The organism is Burkholderia sp. RF2-non_BP3 (assembly GCF_001522185.1).
Lineage (GTDB): Bacteria > Pseudomonadota > Gammaproteobacteria > Burkholderiales > Burkholderiaceae > Burkholderia > Burkholderia diffusa.
Genome location: NZ_LOSU01000009.1, coordinates 292,258 through 309,677 on the forward strand (window position 1 = coordinate 292,258; position 17,420 = coordinate 309,677).

Here is a 17,420-nt window from a genome sequence, read left to right on the forward strand (position 1 = left end):
TGCTGCGCCGGTGCCACGCGTTACATCCCGACCGTCACGCGCGTCGCATTGGCGCGCTTCAGGTTGCGATAGCGTGCGAGCGCCCACAGCGGGAAGAACTTGCGATAGCCGTGATAGCGCAGGTAGAACACGCGCGGAAAGCCGGTCGCGGTGAAGCGCGTCTCGTCCCACAGGCCTTCTTCGTTCTGTTGCGCGATCAGGTAGTCGACGCCGCGTGCAACGGCCGGGTTGTTCACCTCGCCGGCCGCCATCAGGCCGAGCAGCGCCCACGCCGTCTGCGACGCGGTGCTCGGCGCCTGCTCGAAGCCGCGGTAATTCAGCTTGTAGCTGTCGCCGTCCTCGCCCCAGCCGCCGTCCTTGTTCTGAATCGACAGCAGCCACTGCGCGCCGCGCTTCACGCGCGGATCGTCCGGCGTCAGGCCGGCTGCGTTCAGCGAGCACAGGGCCGTCCACGTGCCGTACACGTAGTTCATCCCCCAGCGACCGTACCAGCTGCCGTCCGGTTCCTGCTCCTTCAGCATGTAGTCGAGCGCACGACGGGCCGGCTCGCTGTTCAGCGCACTCTCGCCAAGCTGCGACAGCATCGACAGGCAGCGGCCCGATACGTCCGAGGTCGGCGGATCGAGCAGCGCGCCGTGATCCGAGAACGGAATGTTGTTCAGGTAGTACTGCGTGTTTTCCGGTTCGAACGCGCCCCAGCCGCCGTCGCTGCTCTGCATGCCGACGACCCATTCGCGCGCGCGCGCCATCGATTCGCGATACGTATCCGTCTGCTTGAGCTTCTGCGCACGGTCCATCGCCATCACGACCACGGCAGTATCGTCGACGTCCGGATAGTGCGCGTTCGCATACTGGAACGCCCAGCCGCCCGGCCGCACGTTCGGGCGGCGCGAGATCCAGTCGCCGCGCACGTCGAGGATCTGCAGCGGGCGCAGCCAGTCGAGGCCGCGCAGCACCGCTTCCTCGGCACGCGCGTCACCGGTTTCGAGCAGCGCATGCGCGACGAGCGACGTGTCCCACACCGGCGACAGGCACGGCTGGCAATACGCTTCGTCCTCGTGCACGACGAGCAGCTTCTCGACCGACTTGCGCGCGATCGCGCGGTTCGGATGATCTTCCGCATAGCCGAGCGCGTCGTACATCATCACCGCGTTGGCCATCGCCGGATAGATCGCGCCAAGGCCGTCCTCGCCGTTCAGGCGCTCGTCGACGAACGACACGGCCTGGCGGATCGCGCGTTCGCGCGTGTAGCTCGGGAACAGGCCGTCGACCGCGCGCAGCGCGTGGTCGACCACGCGGAAGAACGCGAACCAGCCGGGGCTCTGGTGGCCCTGGCGCGGCAGGAGACCGGCGTTGACGGGCGGGTCGATGAACAGCTCGTCGATGCGCACGCCGCGCGGGTTCTTCGCGATCGGACGCTTCGCGTTCAGCACCAGCAGCGGCACGATCACGGTGCGCGCCCAATACGACACCTTCGACAGGTGGAACGGGAACCACTGCGGCAGCAGCATGATCTCGACCGGCATCATCGGCACCGCGCGCCACGGGATCGCACCGTACAGCGCGAGCTGGATCCGCGTGAACACGTTCGACATCTCGGCGCCGCCCATCGCGTGGATCGCGCGGCGCGCACGCTGCATGTGCTCGGCGTTCTCGTCGTCGCCGATCACCTTCAGCGCGAAATACGCCTTCACGCTCGCGCTGATGTTCGGCGCGCCGTCGGTGAACAGCGGCCAGCCGCCGTCGGCCTGCTGGATGCGACGCAGATAGCGGCCGATCTTCTGTTCGAGCTCGAGGTTCGGCGTCTCGCCGAGATAGTGGACGAGCAGCACGTATTCGGCGGGAATCGTCGAATCGGCTTCGAGTTCGTAGACCCAGTGTCCGTCCGCGTTCTGCGCGGCCAGCAGCGCGTCGGTCGCGCTGGCGACGGCCGCGTCGAGCCCGGCCGGCACGGTGCCGGCGGACAGGGTAGCCATATCGGTGAGATCGTTCATCGGTCCCTCTCTTATTGTGTCTGGAGCACGTCCGCGGCCAGCTGGCCGGAACGGATCGCGCCCTCGATCGTGGCGGGCAAGCCGGTGGCAATCCAGTCGCCCGCCAGCACGAGATTGGTCCAGCGCGTACGCACGGCCGGACGTTTCATTTCCTGCGACGGCACCGCCGCGAACCCCGCGCGCGGCTCGACGACGAGCTGCCACGCGGGAAGGGTTTCCGGGTTCGCGCCGGTCACGCGCGCGACGTCTTCCCAGATGCGCCGCGCGAGCGCATCGCGCGGCATGTCGAGCCAGCGGCCCGCGTCGCGGATCGTCGCCGCGAGCGGACCATCGCCGGTGCGCACCGCGTCGACGATGCCGTTGATGACGGCCGTCTGTTGCGGGCTGCCGGCCGGTGTATCGACCGCGAAATACGCGGTCACGACCGCGCTGAACGTGTCGGGCGCGGTGAGATCCGGGACGAGCGGCTGCGCGACCTCGGGCGGCACCGCCAGCACGACCGCGTCGCCCGGCGCGAGATCGACGCGCTCGCCGCCGATCGCGACCGCATCGACCGCGTTGCCGTGCGCGCCGAATTCGAACGCATCGAGCCGCGAGTTCAGCTGGATCTGCGCGCCGCCGTGCTGCAGCATCCGCAGCGCCGGTTCGACGAATGCGCTGCCGAGCCCGTGGCGCGCGACGAGCGGGCGCCAGCCGGGGCCGCCCGCGGCAAACATCCCGCACAGTGCCGCACGCGCGAGCTCGGCGCTCGCGTGGCGCGGTTCGACGTTCAGCACCCCGAGCCAATACGGCCGCAGCCAACGATCCCACAGCACGCCGTCGCATCGCATCGTCTGTGCGAGTGAACGGCCGGTGCGCGCGAACGCGAGCGACGCCAGCGCGAGGTAGTCGAGCGGCGTGGTGCCCGGCGCACGCGATGCCGCGTCGAACAGCCACGACGGCCAGCGCCCGTTGCCGAAGCGCAGCGTCCAGCGCTGCTGCGACGCGACGTCGACCACCGGATATTCAGGCAGCGCGGGGCCCGTCAGCTGATCGGCCGCGCCGATTGCACGCAGATAGCGCTGCGTCGCGGACTGCCCCGCGAAGACCTGGTGCAGCCCGCTGTCGAGCGTCGTGTTGAGCGTCCCGTCGAACCACGAGCGGCAGCGCCCGCCCGCATGCGCATGCGCGTCATGCAGCACGATGCGCCGCCCGCGGCGTTGCAGCTCGACGGCGGCCGACAGGCCCGCGAGTCCTGCACCGATCACGTGGACGGTTCTGGGCATCGGCTCAGAACAGCGCGTAGCGCGCGGCGATCATCAGCATGCGCGCCTTCGGCTTGCGCAGCGGCACGCGCGGGGCGGCGAAGCCACGCGCGATCGCGGCTTCCAGAATGCAGCGGTACGCGCCCGACATGATGCGCGGCGCCTTGACCTGCGCGCGCGTGCAGCGATCCATCACGGCGTCCGCCGCGCGGAAGTGTTCGAGCGCGCGCTCGACGAGCGTCGCGCACACGCGCGGCAGCGCCGGGTCGCGCACGATCGTCGCCGGATCGGTGATCGCGATGCCTTCGCGCGCGAGCAGCTCGCGCGGCAGATAGCAGCGGTTGATCGCGGCGTCGTCGTCGATGTCGCGCAGGATGTTCGTCAGCTGCAGCGCGCGGCCGAGGTGGTGCGACAGCTCGATGCCTTCCGCCTCCGGGATCCCGAAAATCCTCACCGACAGACGGCCGGCCGCGCTCGCCACGCGATCGCAGAACAGGTCGAGCGTCGGTTCGTCCGGCGCGCAGATGTCCTCGGCGGCGTCCATCGCCATCCCGTCGATCATCGCGTGGAAGTCCTCGCGCTTCAGGTCGAATGCGCGGATCTCGCGCTCGAGCGCGACCAGATGGCGCGGCGGCTGGCCGGCGAAGCACGCGTCGATGTCCGCGCGCCAGCGATCGAGGCCCGCGTTGCGCTCGGCGCGCGGCAGGTCGCTGTCGGCGATGTCGTCGACCGCGCGGCAGAACGCGTAGACCTGGAACATCGCGTCGCGCTGCACTGCCGGCAGGATGCGCATCGCCAGATAGAAAGAACTGCCCGATGTGACGGCAGCGGCGTCGGTTTCTTGTTCGTCCACGACGAGATTGGAAACGGCCAAGACGAGCTCCACGGAGACACCCACGCGGGGCGATTGAAGAGGCCATGCCCGGCTGGGTTGGTCAGGGCGTCAAATGCGTGCGAGATATGCGAACGATCGACGCAGACAGGCACAAATTACCGGCCGGAAGCCGGAATTGGGCGAAAGTATAGCAATCTTTGAAGTTCGATGGCGGACACACGCCGCGCCCGGCGGGCCGCCTCGGGGCCCGGTGCCGGCGTGGCCGGCCGCGACGGGGAACGGCGTCGCGCCGCCCGTCAGCCGTAGACGATGTCGCGCTGCAGATCGAGCGCGATGAGCCCCATTTCGCGGGTCAGCTGCAGCATCGAGCGGCGTTCGAGGCGCGAGCCCATGAAGCTCGTCACGCGCCCGTCGGGCTCCGCCGTGAACTGGAACGACGGGCCGCCGGTGCCGAACCACGCGCCCGGCACGTCGGGCGACTCGTGCCAGTCGATCTGCTCGAACACGCGCGCGATCCCCGCGCGCACCACGTCGCTCGGACCGATCGGCGGCGCGATCTCGCCCAGATCGTCGAGCGAATAGGGGCCAGGCTTTTCCGGCCGCCGGTAGAAGAGGTAGTCGACGTTCATGGAGCGCAATCGGTAACAAAGCGTCAAATTAGCGCGCTTCGGCGCAAATTCAAATCAGATCTGGACGAAATGTGGCCTGAACGAGACAAAAGGGCCTGATCGCGACGGCCGATCCGGGCGCGCGCACGGTCGGGCCGCGCGTTCATGCTTGGACGCGCGCGGCTTCGTCTAAGATGAATATCTTTCTCGAAAAAAGACACGGACACCATGGAGACGAACGTAACCGCCGCCGCGCAATTCGACCATCCCGTTTTCGTGCTGGTGCACGGCGCGTGGCATGGTGCGTGGTGCTACGCGCACGTCGCGGCCGCGCTGGCCGCGCGCGGCTACCTGTCGATCGCGCGCGACCTGCCCGCGCACGGCATCAATGCCCGCTTTCCCGCGTCGTATCTCGAACGGCCGCTCGACGAAGACGCATTCGGCGCCGAGCCGTCGCCGGTCGCGAATACCACGCTCGACGATTACGCGACGCAGGTAATGCAGGCGGTCGACGACGCATACGCGCTCGGCCGCGGCAAGGTCGTGCTCGTCGGCCACAGCATGGGCGGCCTCGCGATCACGGCCGCGGCGGAGCGCGCGCCGGAGAAGATCGCGAAGATCGTCTATCTCGCGGCGTTCATGCCCGCGTCGGGCGTGCCGGGCCTCGACTATGTGCGTGCGCCCGAAAACAAGGGCGAAATGCTGGGCCCGTTGATGCTCGCGAGCCCGCGCGTCGCGGGCGCGCTGCGGATCGATCCGCGCAGCGGCGATGCCGCGTATCGCGAGCTCGCGAAGCGCGCGCTGTACGACGACGTGCCGCAGGCCGACTTCGAGGCGGTGGCGAACCTGATGACCTGCGACGTGCCGGCCGCGCCGTTCGCGACCGCGATCCCGACGACCACCGCGCGCTGGGGCGCGATCGATCGTCACTACATCAAGTGCCTGGCGGATCGCGTGATCCTGCCCGCGCTGCAGCAGCGCTTCATCGACGAAGCCGACGCGTTCGTGCCCGGCAACCCGACACACGTGCACCAGCTCGACAGCAGCCATTCGCCGTTCGTGTCGCAGCCGGCCGTGCTGGCCGGCGTGCTCGCGGATATCGCGAAAAGCTGAACGGCGCGCATCGCGCGCGGGAAGCGGCGGCGCGGCGGTTACGCGTAGGCGATCGACCGATCGCGCCCGAGCCGCTTCGCGCGATAGAGCGCGGTGTCGGCCTCGTTGACGAGCGCGTCGAACCCCGACGCGCCCGCCGTCGCGCACGCGCCGCCGACGCTCGCCGTCACCGGCACGCTGACGCCTTCCGCGTCGACCGGCGTGCTGCCGATCGCGTCGCGTACCTTGTCGGCAACCCGCATCGCCTCGTCGAGATTCGTGCACGGCAGCAGCAGCGCGAATTCCTCGCCGCCGAAGCGGCCGAACGTATCCTGCGCGCGCACGATGGACGCGACGCGGCGCGCCGTCTCGCGCAATACCGCATCGCCGGCCGCGTGTCCGAACCTGTCGTTGATCGTCTTGAAGTGGTCGAGGTCGAACAGCAACACCGACAGGTCGCCGCCGTAGCGCTGCCAGCGCGCGAATTCGTCGCCGAGCCGCGCCTCGAAGAAGCGTCGGTTCGCGATGCCGGTCAGGCCGTCGCGATTCGCATGCTCGCGCAGCTTCGCGACTGCTTCCTCGCGCTCGCGCTGCATCACGCTCACGTGCGTGACGTCCGAGATCGTCACGCAGACGGCCTCGACTTCACGGCCGCGCGTGAGCGGCATGAACGTGCAGTCCTGCTGCATGTAGTCGACGCCGCCGGTGATCGGCCGGTCGTGCTCGAAGCGAAACAGGTAAGGCCGCTGCTCCCACGAACTGAATGCGAAACTGCCGAGCTGGAACACGCTCTCGAGCTTGCGTTCGAGCCATGGGCGCGGCAGTTCCGGAAAGCGGTCGAACAGGTTGCGGCCGATCACGTCGGCAGCCGGGATACCGCTGTGGTCCTGCATGAAGCGATTCCACATCAGCACGTTCATCGTGCGGTCGAGCACGAACAGGCCGAAGCCGACGCGTTCGATCACGAGGTCGCTCAGCGACGCGGCGGTGGTGGTCGGGATAGCGGTCATAGCGCGGACAGCAATGCGTCGAGCGCGTCGCCCATCAGCCGGATCGAATCCTCGGCCATCAGCATGACGAAATGTGCGCGGAATGCGTGATCCTCGAGGCCAAAGTTCACTTCGAGCAGCAGCGCGACGCTCCATGCGAGCGCGGTCGGCTGGAACACGTCGTCGAACGACACGTTCGCGCCGAGCAGCCCCGGCGGGAAGAACACGGGCTTGCGGCCGAGCTCGTCGAGAATCGATGCGACGCACGCGCTCATCAGCACGTTCGCGACATCGAACACGAGTTCGTCCTGCGTGGCCATGCCGGCGTACACGCCGTCGCCGAACGTGCGGTCCATCAGCGACATGAGCCGCGCGACGCCCGCGCTGCGGCACAGCACGATCGCCTCGCCCTTGATGTCGGAACGGAATCCCTGGCGCACGGCCGTCACGTTGTCGTGGATGCCCGTCATCTCGCGCAGCGCGTCGCCCGCATCGGCGGCCTTCACGACGCGCACGCGCGGTACCGACAGCTCGATGAAATGCCCGAGCAGCAACGCGAGCCGTGCGGCGGCGCGGCCCATCGCGAGGTTGGCGATCTCCTGCAACGCGTCGCGTTGCTCCGCCGTGAACACCGATTCAGGCATACAACCCATACTCCTTGAGAATGGGCAGCAACGCCTCCGACGTCACGGGCTTGGCAACGAATGCGATCGCGCCCAGCTCGCGCACGCGTGCTTGCGCCTGCGGCTGAATATCGGCGGATACCACGATCACGAACGTGTTCAGATCTTCGTGGCGCAGTGTCTCGAGCACCTGATAGCCGCTCATGTCGGGCATCGTCAGGTCCAGAAACATCACGGAAGCTTTGCCGTCACGATAGAGCGCCAGAGCCTCGCGACCATTCGCCGCATACGCGACGTCGACGTCCCAGTCTCCCGGCAGCGCCTTTGTCAGAAGTTTGCGAGCGAGCAAGGAGTCGTCGGCGATCACGATCGGCAAAGGCATGGCGGCGAAGCGGTATACGGAATGGTCTCTCTCGCGTTAACGACCGCGCGGCGCGCTTCTTGAGGCGCCGTGCAATCAAGCGCGGGCGGCGCGGCGCGAGGCACGCGACACACCGCGCCGCGAACGCCGGCGGGCGCATATATCTGTCATAGGGAAAGCAAGGCGCGATTCTCTGAGTAAACCGAAGGCAGTGCAACTCGCCATTTTCACCATTTCGAACAAAATCGGTTCGATCGGCGGGCATTCCGAAAACAGGCGCGACCATTTTCAAGATAAGCACGCAAAATTTTTCTTTGTGTACGTTTGCGCTGCCGGATTCATAGCGTTTTCAAACTTTCATTTCGCCCCTGTCGGAATCATCAGGTTGCACATCCGCGCGCGGGTACGGCGGGCAAGCGCAACTCGTTTATGATTGAACATCTCAGCTTGGCCCGCCTTCCTCGATGACGTCCGAACGTCCCGCCGACTCCCGTACACCCGTCTCCCCGCCCGCCGACGACTGGCAGGACGACGGCAGCTATGCGTCCGGCGCACCCGAGCACGATTTCGCGGTCCGGCGCGTGACGCTGATCGTGCTGCTGGTCGCGGCGATCGTGCTGCCGTGCATCTACGTGTCGGTCATGGCGTACAACGACCTGAAGGCACGCGAGGCCGCGGCGAGCGACGTGACGATGCGCACCGTGCGCGTCGCCGAGGAGCATGCGCTCAAGGTGTTCGACCTGAGCGAGACGCTCGACGCGCGCATCGTCGACCTCGTGCAGGACATGGACGACGCCACCGTGCGCCGCCACGAATCCGACATCCACGAAGCGCTGAACACGATCGGCGGCGGCTATCCGCAGGTGGCGGCGGTGTCGATCTTCGGTGCGAGCGGGATGCTGCTCGCGAACAGCCTCTACTATCCGGCGCCCTATGCGTCGATCGCGTATCGCGACGACTTCGCCGGCATCCGCGACGGCAAGGTGATCGAACACATCTCGAAGCTGATGATGGGGCCGCTCAAGCTCGAGAATATCCCCGTGTTCAACACGGGCGTCGCGCGACGCCACAGCGACGGTTCGTTCGCCGGAATGGTCTCGATCGCGCTGAAGTCGTCGTATTTCAATGCGTTCTACCGCGACCTGCTCGGCGGCGCGGCCACGCCGATGACGATGGCGCTCGCGCGCTCCGACGGCGCGGTGATCGCGTCGTATCCGCCGCCGCCGTCGCTCGCGCACACCGATCTCACGGCCACGTTCGGCAACGCGCGCAACGATCCGCGCGCGGGCGTCGTGCGCGTGCGCCACGACGGCGCCAGCAGCGAGATCGTCGCGTACCGCCAGGTCGGCAGCTACCCCGTGTACGTGACCTGCGCGTACCGCACCTCCGCGATCTGGCATGAATGGTACGAACACCTGAGCGTGCTGTTCATCTCGATGTTCGCGCCGTCGATCGCGCTGTGGTCGGTGATCTGGCTGTCGCTGAAGCGGCTGAAGGCGGAAGAGGAGGCGTGGGACCGCTGGCAGGCCGAAGCGTCGATGCGGCGCTCGATCGAATCGGCATACCGGCAGTCGCGCAAGATGCAGGCGCTCGGCAACCTGGTCGGCAGCGTCGCGCACGACTTCAACAACCTGCTGATGATCATCTCGAGCAACGTGCAGATCGCGCGGCGACGCGGCGTCCAGCATCTCGACAAGGAACTCGGCGCGATCGAACGCGCGCTGAAGAACGGCCAGTCGCTCACGCGCCAGTTGCTCGGCGTCGCGCGCAAGCAGCCGCTGCACAACGAGACGATCGACGTCGGCCAGTGGCTCGGCACGTGTCGCGAACTGCTGAAGACGTCGCTCGGTTCGAAGTCGTCGCTGGTCGTCGCGATCGAGCCCGGCATTTGGCCGATCCGGGTCGATGTCGCGGAGCTCGAGCTCGCGGTGATCAATCTCGCCGTCAACGCGCGCGATGCGATGACGGCGGGCGGCCGCTTCACGGTCGGTGCGCGCAACGTGACGCTGCGCCGCGAGGACGGCTTTCCGCTGATCGGCGACTTCGTTCAGATCTCGCTCGACGATACGGGCTCGGGCATGGCGCCCGACGTGCTTGCGCGCGCGTTCGAGCCGCTGTTCACGACGAAGGCGCAGGGGATGGGAACGGGGCTCGGGCTGCCGCAGGTGTTCGCGTTCTGCGAGCGCTCGGGCGGCCTCGCGACGATCGACAGCGCGGTCGGCGCCGGGACGTCGGTGCGCCTTTACCTGCCGCGCGCACGCGTCGAGGACATCGTCGCGCGCTCGCAGCCCGTCGCGCACGACACCGGCGCGCTCGCGGGCCTGCACGTGCTGCTGGTCGAAGACAACAGCGAAGTCGCGGCCGGCACCGAAGCGCTGCTGACGCTGCTCGGGCACCGCGTCACCTACGCGCCCACCGCCGACGACGCGTTGCGCCTGATCGAGGGTGCGGCCGCGAACGACGCCTTCGATCTGGTGATCTCGGATATCCACATGCCGGGCCGCCTGAACGGCATCGATCTCGCCGAAGCGATCGACAAGCGGCCGGGGAAGCTGCCCGTGATCCTGGTCACGGGATATGCGGAGGAACTCGACCGCACGCGTACCGTCAACGTGCGCGTGCTGTCGAAGCCGTTCGACATCGCGCTGCTCGACGAGATCCTGCTCGGTATCCGCGAAGCGCGCGATGCGCGGCATGCCGGCGCCTGACCCGCGGCATGCGGGCCGGTGCCGGCGGCGGGAAGGGGACGGCGCTCAGGCCGCCTTCAGCACGCGCACCCAGTCGACGTAGCGGTCGACGAAACCCTGCAGGAACTTGCGGGTGTCCTCGCTGACGATCTGCCCCTCGTCGTCGATGCGCGCCGGGTCATGCTTGATGAACATTTCCGGCTGCCCGAGCGTCTTCACGTCGAGATACGCGAGCACGTTGCGCAGGTGCTGCTGCGCGAGCGCGGTGCCGACCGCGCCCGGCGACGTGCCGAGCACGGCGCCCGGCTTGCCGGACCACGAGTTATGACCCCACGGGCGCGAGCCCCAGTCGAGCGCGTTCTTCAGTACGCCCGGGATCGACCGGTTGTATTCGGGCGTGACGAACAGCAGTGCGTCGGCGACTTCGATCGACTGCTTGAAGCGCTTCGCGACTTCCGGAAAATCCGCGTCGTAGTCCTGGCTGTACAGCGGCAGTTCGCCGATCTCGACGAATTCGAACGAGAAATCGGCGGGGGCGAGCGAGATCGCGGCATGCGCGAGCGCGCGGTTCCAGGAACCGCGACGCAGGCTGCCGACGACGACTGCAACACGATAGGGCATGGCTTTCTCCTTCCGGTGGGTGAGGAATCGGATCGATTGATTCCGAACAGGCGACAAAGGTCTGTTTATAGGCAAGCCAGCCCGCGAGCCGTCCCACGGGGCCGACCGGCCGACTTTCCACAAGGTTTTCCACAGAAATTGTGGATAACTTGGCCACTATGATCTGATGTTACAGACCGCCCGCGTCGCGATTTCACGACGCGCGGTGCGGGGCTCCGGCAAGCATAGCGCAGCGCGCCAGCCGGCTTCGTGAATTCGTGACGGAACATCCGTTGCAGCGCGGCGTCTCGACCAGTAAGCTGCTCGCACCGCGATGCGCCCGCCCGACGGCGCCCACATGATCGCCTCCGCTCCGTAAGGCTCCCGACCCGCCATGCCGTCCGCGTACGACGACCCCACCTATCTCGCGCAACTGCGCCGCGACCTGTTGCGCTTCGCGCGACTCCAACTGCGCGATGCCGATGCGGCCGAGGATGCCGTGCAGGAAGCGCTGACCGCTGCGTGGACGCATGCGGGGGAGTTCGCGGGACGGTCGGCCCACAAGACCTGGGTGTTCGGCATCCTGCGCAACAAGCTGATCGACATTCTGCGTGCACGGCAGCGGACGGTGAGTCTGTCCGCACTCGATGCGGAGCTCGACGGCGAATCCGCGCTCGATCGCGAGTTGTTCAAGGAAAACGGGCACTGGGCCGCGCACACGAAGCCGCGACCATGGGCACGCCCCGAAACGCTGCTGCAGCAACGGCAGTTCTGGACGCTGTTTCAAGTCTGCCTCGACCACCTGCCGGAATACATCGGACGCGTATTCATGATGCGCGAATTTCTCGACGTCGAGATTGCCGATATCTGCAGCGAACTGACATTGACGACGAATCATTGCAGCGTGCTGCTGTATCGGGCGCGCACGCGCCTGCGCACCTGCCTGAGCGAAAAAGGACTGACGACCGAAGATGCTGCCGGGGAAATGTAGAGACGTGACGCGACTGCTGTCGGATGCGCTCGACCGATCGTTGACGCTCCATGAACGCATGCAGGTGCACGTGCATCTGCCGGCTTGCAGCGGATGCCGCGCATATCGTGGGCAGATCGCGATGCTGCGAACGGCGGCGCATGCAGCGGCGGGGCGGGGGATGGTGGATGAGGCGAGGGGTGATCGGGACGAGTCGTCGGGCGACGCGCCGAAGGGCTAAGTTGCCGATGTCGGTTTGTGGTTGCGCGTCGCAGTTGGCGATGTCGTTGTTGACGTCGTAGGGTCGGTGCTGGAGGCGCCTTGTGGGGCGAGCGCGCCGAGTACGGGCTGTCTGCTGCGTGGCGTCGGGGATCGGCTGGCGGTTGCGAATCCTGTCGGTCGATCCCGGCGCGCTCGCGTCGAGATCGATTCGATAAGAAAAATACGCCGAACTAAAATTATTCGAACAGCGCCCGCACCGACTCGGGCGGGCGGCCGATGGCGGCCTTGCCTCGATACACGACGATCGGACGCTGCAACAAAATCGGATGCGCCGCAATCGCTTCGTAGGCTTCCGCGTCCGTCAGGTTCGTACGGGCCAGATCCAGCGTCTTGTACGGCTCCTCGCCGTCGCGAAGCATGTCGCGCGCCGGGCGCCCGAGCTGACGATGCAGCGCTTCCAGTTCTTCGACCGTCAGCGGCGTCTTCAGGTATTCGACGACGTTCACCTGCGTGCCGGTGGTGTTCAGTGTCTCGACCAATGCGAGCGTTTCGCGAGACTTCGAGCAACGGGGGTTGTGGTAGATCGTGATCATCGTTCGGGCCTGGATGAGAAAGGCCCGTATTGTAGCCAGTCTGGTTGCGGGTGTTTCGGCGGGGTGTCGGTACACGGGTGGAAGGGGATTGGAATCTCGGTGTGGCGTGCAGAGGAAAGTGAGTTGCGCCGACGAGTGCGTAGTCCGCTTGGTGCATTTATGCGCATAAAGTGAGTTGCATGGGGAATTTGCGACGCCGTCTTCGGTGGCGGATAGCTCAGGGGATCAGACTCATCGTCATGTCGTGTTGACGGCGCCGACGTGGCGCCACCTCATGTATCCGCGCGGGGTTTATGCGCATAAAGCTAGCGCGTCCCCTGGTGGAAAGGACCGCGGATATCACGGTCGGCGCGGGCACTTCGATGCGCCGAACGATCATCAGCGCAATGCGTGATGGAGTCTGGGGCGTGCGACCTTCGATAACGGCCGAGCCTCCAGATGGTTTATGCGCATAAACACAGTGGGGACGGCCAGCGCGCTTCGTCACTGAACATGGCATGTATCGCGTCGCATCGGTCTGAGCCGCGCAGCGTTTGCCATCGGGGAGCACGCTCAAGCGAGAACTCAGAGTCGTCGGTACTCTCCGGCACTGCCGAAGTTTATGCGCACAAACTCCCCGACACCACGGCAGCGCCCCCTTCAACGATGGATAGGGCAGTGCCGATCAGTGTGCCAAACGTGGAACCGAAGCCGCCCGTCGCCAAGAGCATCACCATTCATCATCCACCGCAGCGACCTCGCTTCCTCCACCGGCGCCAGCCATCCGACATCCCCAGCTCGTTTATGCGCATAAACCAATCGCCCGAATGGCTAACGCGTAGTTGGCGAACGACAATTTCATTGAAATATAAATATCGTCCTGTAGAATTCCAACGACCAAAAACAGGAGTGAAAATTGGCCGCGGAAATCATTGCAGTCACTCAACAAAAAGGTGGCGTCGGCAAAAGCACGATTGCCATGCACCTCGGCGCGGCATTCCATGAGAAAGGGAAGCGCGTCCTCGTCATCGACGCAGACGGTCAAAACACACTGGTTCACTGGTCGAGCGCATCCGGTGACAGCGACGCCGGGATCCCGTTCCCGGTCGTCAACCTCGCCGAAGCCGGCGGCCAGATCCATCGCGAAATCAAGAAGTTCATCAACGACTACGACATCATCGTCGTCGATTGCCCGCCGTCGATCACCGAGAAGGTCTCCGGCGTCGTGCTGCTGGCCGCATCCATCGCCGTGATCCCGACTTCGTCGTCGCCGGCCGATTATTGGTCGAGCGTCGGGCTGGTCAAGCTGATTCAGCAGGCGCAGGTGATGAACGAAGATCTCCGCGCCGTCTTCCTGCTGAACAAGACCGAAGAGAAGCGCATGCTGACCCGCGAGCTCAAGCGCGCGCTCGAGGAACTCGGCTTCCCGTTGCTGAAGACGCAAATCCCGACCCGGGAAGCGTACAAGCAGGCGATGGCGCTCGGTCAGACCGTGCTGCAGATGAACGATCGTGGCGCGAAGCTGGCCGCCGCGGAAATCCGCGCATGTGCCGACGAAATCGTCGCCATGCTGCCCTGACTTTATGCGCATAAAGGAGTCGCATGAAACCCTCCCAATTTGCAAAAGGATTCCAGGCGCGCCCGGATATCACGACGAGCGAGAAGCGCACGGCGCTTGATCGGCTGAATGCCATCGACGGCATCGTCAAGTCCGAGACGGCCACGCCGGCGCCGACGAAGTCCGCCAAGAAGGACATCGCGCCGCCGCCGGCCCCGGACGTCCTGCTCGATCCGTCGACCGACGAATCGCCGCAATATCGCGCGTGGCGCCTCGAGAACCGCTATGCGCCCGGCCAGGTGATCGAGCTGTCGCTGAAGGCGATCAAGCATAGCCCGTTCAACCCGCGGCACTTCTATCTGAAGTCGTCGATTGCCGAACTCGCGGTCAACCTCGCGAAGCAGGGGCAACAGCAGGCGATCCACGTGATTCCGGACTACGACAATCCGGGTTCGTATTTCGTCAGCGACGGCGGCCGTCGTGTGCGTGCGTTGAAGGAAGCGAACAAGGAGTCGGTGAAGGCGATCGTGATCGACGTGCCGATCGGAATCCAGAGCTACAAGCTCGGCTACGACCTGAACGTGCAACGCGATTCGCAGACGGTGTTCGACAACGCCGTCGTATGGCGCCGTTTCCTCGACGACAAACATTTCCAGAGTCAGAAGGAACTGTCCGAGCATCTCGGCCTCGACGAGTCGACGGTCGCGGTTGCGCTGTCGATCGGCAAGCTGCCGGAAAGCGTGATGCAGGAGATGGTCGCGCGCCCCGATCGCTTCGGGTCGAACATGGCGTATCAGGTCGGCCGTTATCACAATGCGCGCGGCACCGAGGCGACGCTGCGGCTGATCAACAAGATCGTGTCCGACGATCTCAGCACGCGCCAGGTGTCGGACATCGTCAAGGGCCGCGTCGCGGCGCAGGAAACGCCGAAGCCGGCGGGTCGCCAGCGCTATGCGCAACGTCTCGAGATCAAGCTCGGCGGCAAGTCGGTCGGCGACCTGAAGTCGTATGGCGAAGACCGCATCGAACTGCGCCTGCGCGGCCTCCCGAAGGACAAGCGCGACGCGATCCTCGAGCAGCTCGAGCGGATGCTGTTGTCGGATTGATGGAAACGGCCGGCAGGGCCTGGCAAGGCGCCGGGCCCGCCGAATGGCGGGCCGCCGGCGACGGCCCCGCCAGAGGGGCCTGGACGGGCCTCAGGCGGCCCGAGATTGATTCAGGGTGAACGACAGCAGGTCGCCGTCGGTCGGCTCGCCCCAGGTCTTCTGGGCGAGCCAGTCGAAAAAGGCCGTCTCGGCCAGCTTCGAATCGAGACCGCGCTTGCGCCAGTCGTCGCGCAGGTGCGAGCCCATCGTCGGCAACACCTCCGACTCGAACGACTCGCGCGCCACTTCGCGCTCCGCGTCGCCCTGCTCCTCGTACAGCACCTTCGCTTCCTTGCGGCGGAACGCCGCGAATTCGCTCAACAGACGCGCCTTCAGATCGTCCGGCTGCGCCGAGACGGCCTTCGCGGCAGGCGTGCCGGAAGGCAGCGCGTCGACGGACTCGACCGGCGGCGCATAACCCTTCTTCAGCGCGTCCTTGAACAACGCGGGCGCGCTGCGCACCGGCGGCAGCGTCGTGCTGCGCATCCGCTGCTCGGTCATCTGCAGCGCGGCGCGAATCCGGTTTTCTTCGCTGTCCGCGTAGAGCGTCTGCGCTTCCTTGAGCGGAATCCCGAGCTTCACCATCCGGTCGACCAGCGTGCTGTCGAACACGTTCGGGTGCTCGTCGAGCGCGAGCATCGGCTGCTTGCGCTCGGTCACGCGGAACTGGATCTCCGCGACCCGCCGCCCTTCACGATGCTCGATCAGCTCGACGAAGATGTTGGTGACCGCGTTGACCTCGGCGATCGCCGGACGCAGGTAGTCCCGCTTGAAGTACTTGTACTCGCGCTTCGCCTCGTCGCCGGCTTCCGTATCGGGCGTGCCCGACAGGATCGGCCGCCACCATTCCCACGGCTCGCGCATCGTCAGGTGGCTCGGGTTCGTCAGATAGCGCACGCAGATTTCGTAGAGCGCAAGACCAGCGCTGCTGCGCAGCTGGCTCTGGAACTGCAGGCTCAGACGCGCGTACTGGACCGGGTCGAGCAGCTTCTTCTTGATCTTCGGTGCAAATGAAAATTCGACCCACACGCGGCGGGTGGCCGGATCCTCGAGAATTTCGGCATCGGCGATCAGCGTCGAGATCCCCCACTTGCGGCCCGGCTTCTGGCTCGACGTCCCCGTGCTCCATTCGACCTGGACCGACACCATACGGCGCAGGTGTTCCTTCACCAGAGCGGTGTCGTTCGAATCGAAGGCGGAGTTGGCGACGATGTCCGACAGCAGCGCGCGATAGGTATCGCCCGAGTCGTCGGCCTGCTGCGCGACGGCGAGCAGGACGTTGAACAGCTTGCGGGTCAGGAGCGTGATCTTGCCGCTCTTCGGCTGAATTGCGATCGCCTCGACGGCCTTACGCAATTCGGCTGAACTGGCACTCACCACATCCACATCGGTTTTCTTGGCGCGCTTCGTGGCCATGCGTCTGGTCGGAGGAGAAGTTTCACGGAAGGATAGCGCCTGTGGTGATGTGCGTCCAGAACGACATGCTCACCATAGCCGGTGAAGTGCGCGCGCAAAACGGCACTCACCCCAACCCTCTCCCGAAAACCCTCACCGGTCCGGATTTAAAGCGTTTCGGACTCGTCCAGACGTGTCGCGGGATGCGCGGATTCACAGATTTTTGCCTGTGCTCGATACGTGCGAAATTTGCTCCCGTATCGGCTCACCTTTCGATTTGTCGTAATTTTACGACTGCGCTTCCGGGTGCTCGTCACAGCGCCACCACTGGCCGTCGCGGCATCGAGCGGACAGGCCCGCAACGCCCTGTATGCATGTACAGGCGCGGCTGATGGGGCAATCGCGACCGCGCCCCGCATCCGGAAACCGGCACCGAAAAGCGTGTCCGCAACGTCGATCGAAACCGTTTCACTGGCCCGGGCGCGCATTGTACAGCGCACAGAATCCGTTCGGTCCCGAAAATTC

Annotated in this window: 16 protein-coding genes; 6 read left to right on the forward strand and 10 right to left on the reverse strand. The window is 65.9% G+C overall.

Annotated elements, in window-relative coordinates:
- Positions 1 to 20 precede the first annotated feature (20 nt).
- The 4 genes from shc to WS45_RS03450 form a co-directional block, all read right to left on the reverse strand.
- Positions 21 to 1,994 carry a squalene--hopene cyclase gene (shc, locus tag WS45_RS03435; protein ID WP_059698184.1) on the reverse strand — a complete coding sequence of 658 codons (1,974 nt, stop codon included), beginning with the start codon at positions 1,992 to 1,994 and terminating at the stop codon, positions 21 to 23.
- An 11-nt stretch (positions 1,995 to 2,005) separates the two neighbouring features.
- The gene (gene hpnE, locus WS45_RS03440) at positions 2,006 to 3,259 is read right to left on the reverse strand and encodes a hydroxysqualene dehydroxylase HpnE (protein ID WP_059698185.1); all 1,254 of its coding nucleotides are present in this window, start codon (positions 3,257 to 3,259) and stop codon (positions 2,006 to 2,008) included.
- Positions 3,260 to 3,263: 4 nt separating this feature from the next.
- Entirely contained in the window at positions 3,264 to 4,112 is an 849-nt protein-coding gene (gene hpnD / locus WS45_RS03445; protein WP_059529130.1) for a presqualene diphosphate synthase HpnD, read from the reverse strand.
- Between the two features lie 257 nt (positions 4,113 to 4,369).
- The gene (locus WS45_RS03450; RefSeq protein ID WP_059529016.1) at positions 4,370 to 4,702 is read right to left on the reverse strand and encodes a hypothetical protein; all 333 of its coding nucleotides are present in this window, start codon (positions 4,700 to 4,702) and stop codon (positions 4,370 to 4,372) included.
- A gap of 207 nt (positions 4,703 to 4,909) precedes the next feature.
- On the opposite strand from WS45_RS03450, the gene WS45_RS03455 reads away from it, so the two are divergent.
- Complete coding sequence (locus WS45_RS03455) at positions 4,910 to 5,794, forward strand: alpha/beta fold hydrolase (protein WP_059698187.1); 885 nt, start codon at positions 4,910 to 4,912, stop codon at positions 5,792 to 5,794.
- A 38-nt stretch (positions 5,795 to 5,832) separates the two neighbouring features.
- Here WS45_RS03455 and WS45_RS03460 read toward each other — a convergent pair whose 3' ends face one another.
- From WS45_RS03460 to WS45_RS03470, 3 genes are read right to left on the reverse strand one after another with little or no spacing between them, the layout of a single operon-like run.
- On the reverse strand, positions 5,833 to 6,783 hold the full coding sequence (locus WS45_RS03460; protein ID WP_059698190.1) for a GGDEF domain-containing protein: 951 nt from the start codon (positions 6,781 to 6,783) through the stop codon (positions 5,833 to 5,835).
- On the reverse strand, positions 6,780 to 7,406 hold the full coding sequence (locus WS45_RS03465) for a chemotaxis protein CheC (RefSeq protein ID WP_059698191.1): 627 nt from the start codon (positions 7,404 to 7,406) through the stop codon (positions 6,780 to 6,782). Before WS45_RS03465 ends, WS45_RS03460 begins: the two co-directional genes overlap by 4 nt.
- A complete protein-coding gene (locus WS45_RS03470) occupies positions 7,399 to 7,767 on the reverse strand; it encodes a response regulator (protein WP_011548759.1) in 369 nt (122 codons plus the stop codon). The genes WS45_RS03465 and WS45_RS03470 overlap by 8 nt, the downstream gene beginning before the upstream one ends.
- A gap of 443 nt (positions 7,768 to 8,210) precedes the next feature.
- Between WS45_RS03470 and WS45_RS03475 the strand changes: the two genes are divergently transcribed.
- A complete protein-coding gene (locus WS45_RS03475; RefSeq protein ID WP_059529027.1) occupies positions 8,211 to 10,454 on the forward strand; it encodes a hybrid sensor histidine kinase/response regulator in 2,244 nt (747 codons plus the stop codon).
- A gap of 45 nt (positions 10,455 to 10,499) precedes the next feature.
- Here the strand turns inward: WS45_RS03475 and WS45_RS03480 are convergent, their stop codons facing one another.
- The gene (locus tag WS45_RS03480; RefSeq protein ID WP_059698193.1) at positions 10,500 to 11,054 is read right to left on the reverse strand and encodes an NADPH-dependent FMN reductase; all 555 of its coding nucleotides are present in this window, start codon (positions 11,052 to 11,054) and stop codon (positions 10,500 to 10,502) included.
- A gap of 373 nt (positions 11,055 to 11,427) precedes the next feature.
- Here WS45_RS03480 and WS45_RS03485 point away from each other — a divergent pair, with 373 nt between their 5' ends.
- Both WS45_RS03485 and WS45_RS33010 read left to right on the forward strand, forming a co-directional pair.
- Positions 11,428 to 12,024: an RNA polymerase factor sigma-70 gene (locus WS45_RS03485; RefSeq protein ID WP_059698195.1), complete on the forward strand. Its 597-nt coding sequence runs from the start codon at positions 11,428 to 11,430 to the stop codon at positions 12,022 to 12,024.
- Positions 12,005 to 12,244, forward strand: coding sequence for a zf-HC2 domain-containing protein (locus WS45_RS33010; RefSeq protein WP_082721824.1), 240 nt, complete (start codon positions 12,005 to 12,007; stop codon positions 12,242 to 12,244). Before WS45_RS03485 ends, WS45_RS33010 begins: the two co-directional genes overlap by 20 nt.
- A 217-nt stretch (positions 12,245 to 12,461) precedes the next feature.
- On the opposite strand, the gene arsC is transcribed toward WS45_RS33010, so the two are convergent.
- Entirely contained in the window at positions 12,462 to 12,818 is a 357-nt protein-coding gene (gene arsC / locus WS45_RS03490; protein WP_059698197.1) for an arsenate reductase (glutaredoxin), read from the reverse strand.
- 895 nt (positions 12,819 to 13,713) lie between these two features.
- Between arsC and parA the strand changes: the two genes are divergently transcribed.
- Both parA and WS45_RS03500 read left to right on the forward strand, forming a co-directional pair.
- Entirely contained in the window at positions 13,714 to 14,376 is a 663-nt protein-coding gene (gene parA / locus WS45_RS03495) for a ParA family partition ATPase (RefSeq protein WP_040138954.1), read from the forward strand.
- A gap of 23 nt (positions 14,377 to 14,399) precedes the next feature.
- The gene (locus WS45_RS03500; RefSeq protein ID WP_059698199.1) at positions 14,400 to 15,461 is read left to right on the forward strand and encodes a ParB/RepB/Spo0J family partition protein; all 1,062 of its coding nucleotides are present in this window, start codon (positions 14,400 to 14,402) and stop codon (positions 15,459 to 15,461) included.
- A 90-nt stretch (positions 15,462 to 15,551) separates the two neighbouring features.
- On the opposite strand, the gene WS45_RS03505 is transcribed toward WS45_RS03500, so the two are convergent.
- Positions 15,552 to 16,916, reverse strand: a complete 1,365-nt coding sequence (locus tag WS45_RS03505) for a replication initiation protein (protein ID WP_059467393.1) — start codon at positions 16,914 to 16,916, stop codon at positions 15,552 to 15,554.
- Positions 16,917 to 17,420: the final 504 nt, after the last annotated feature.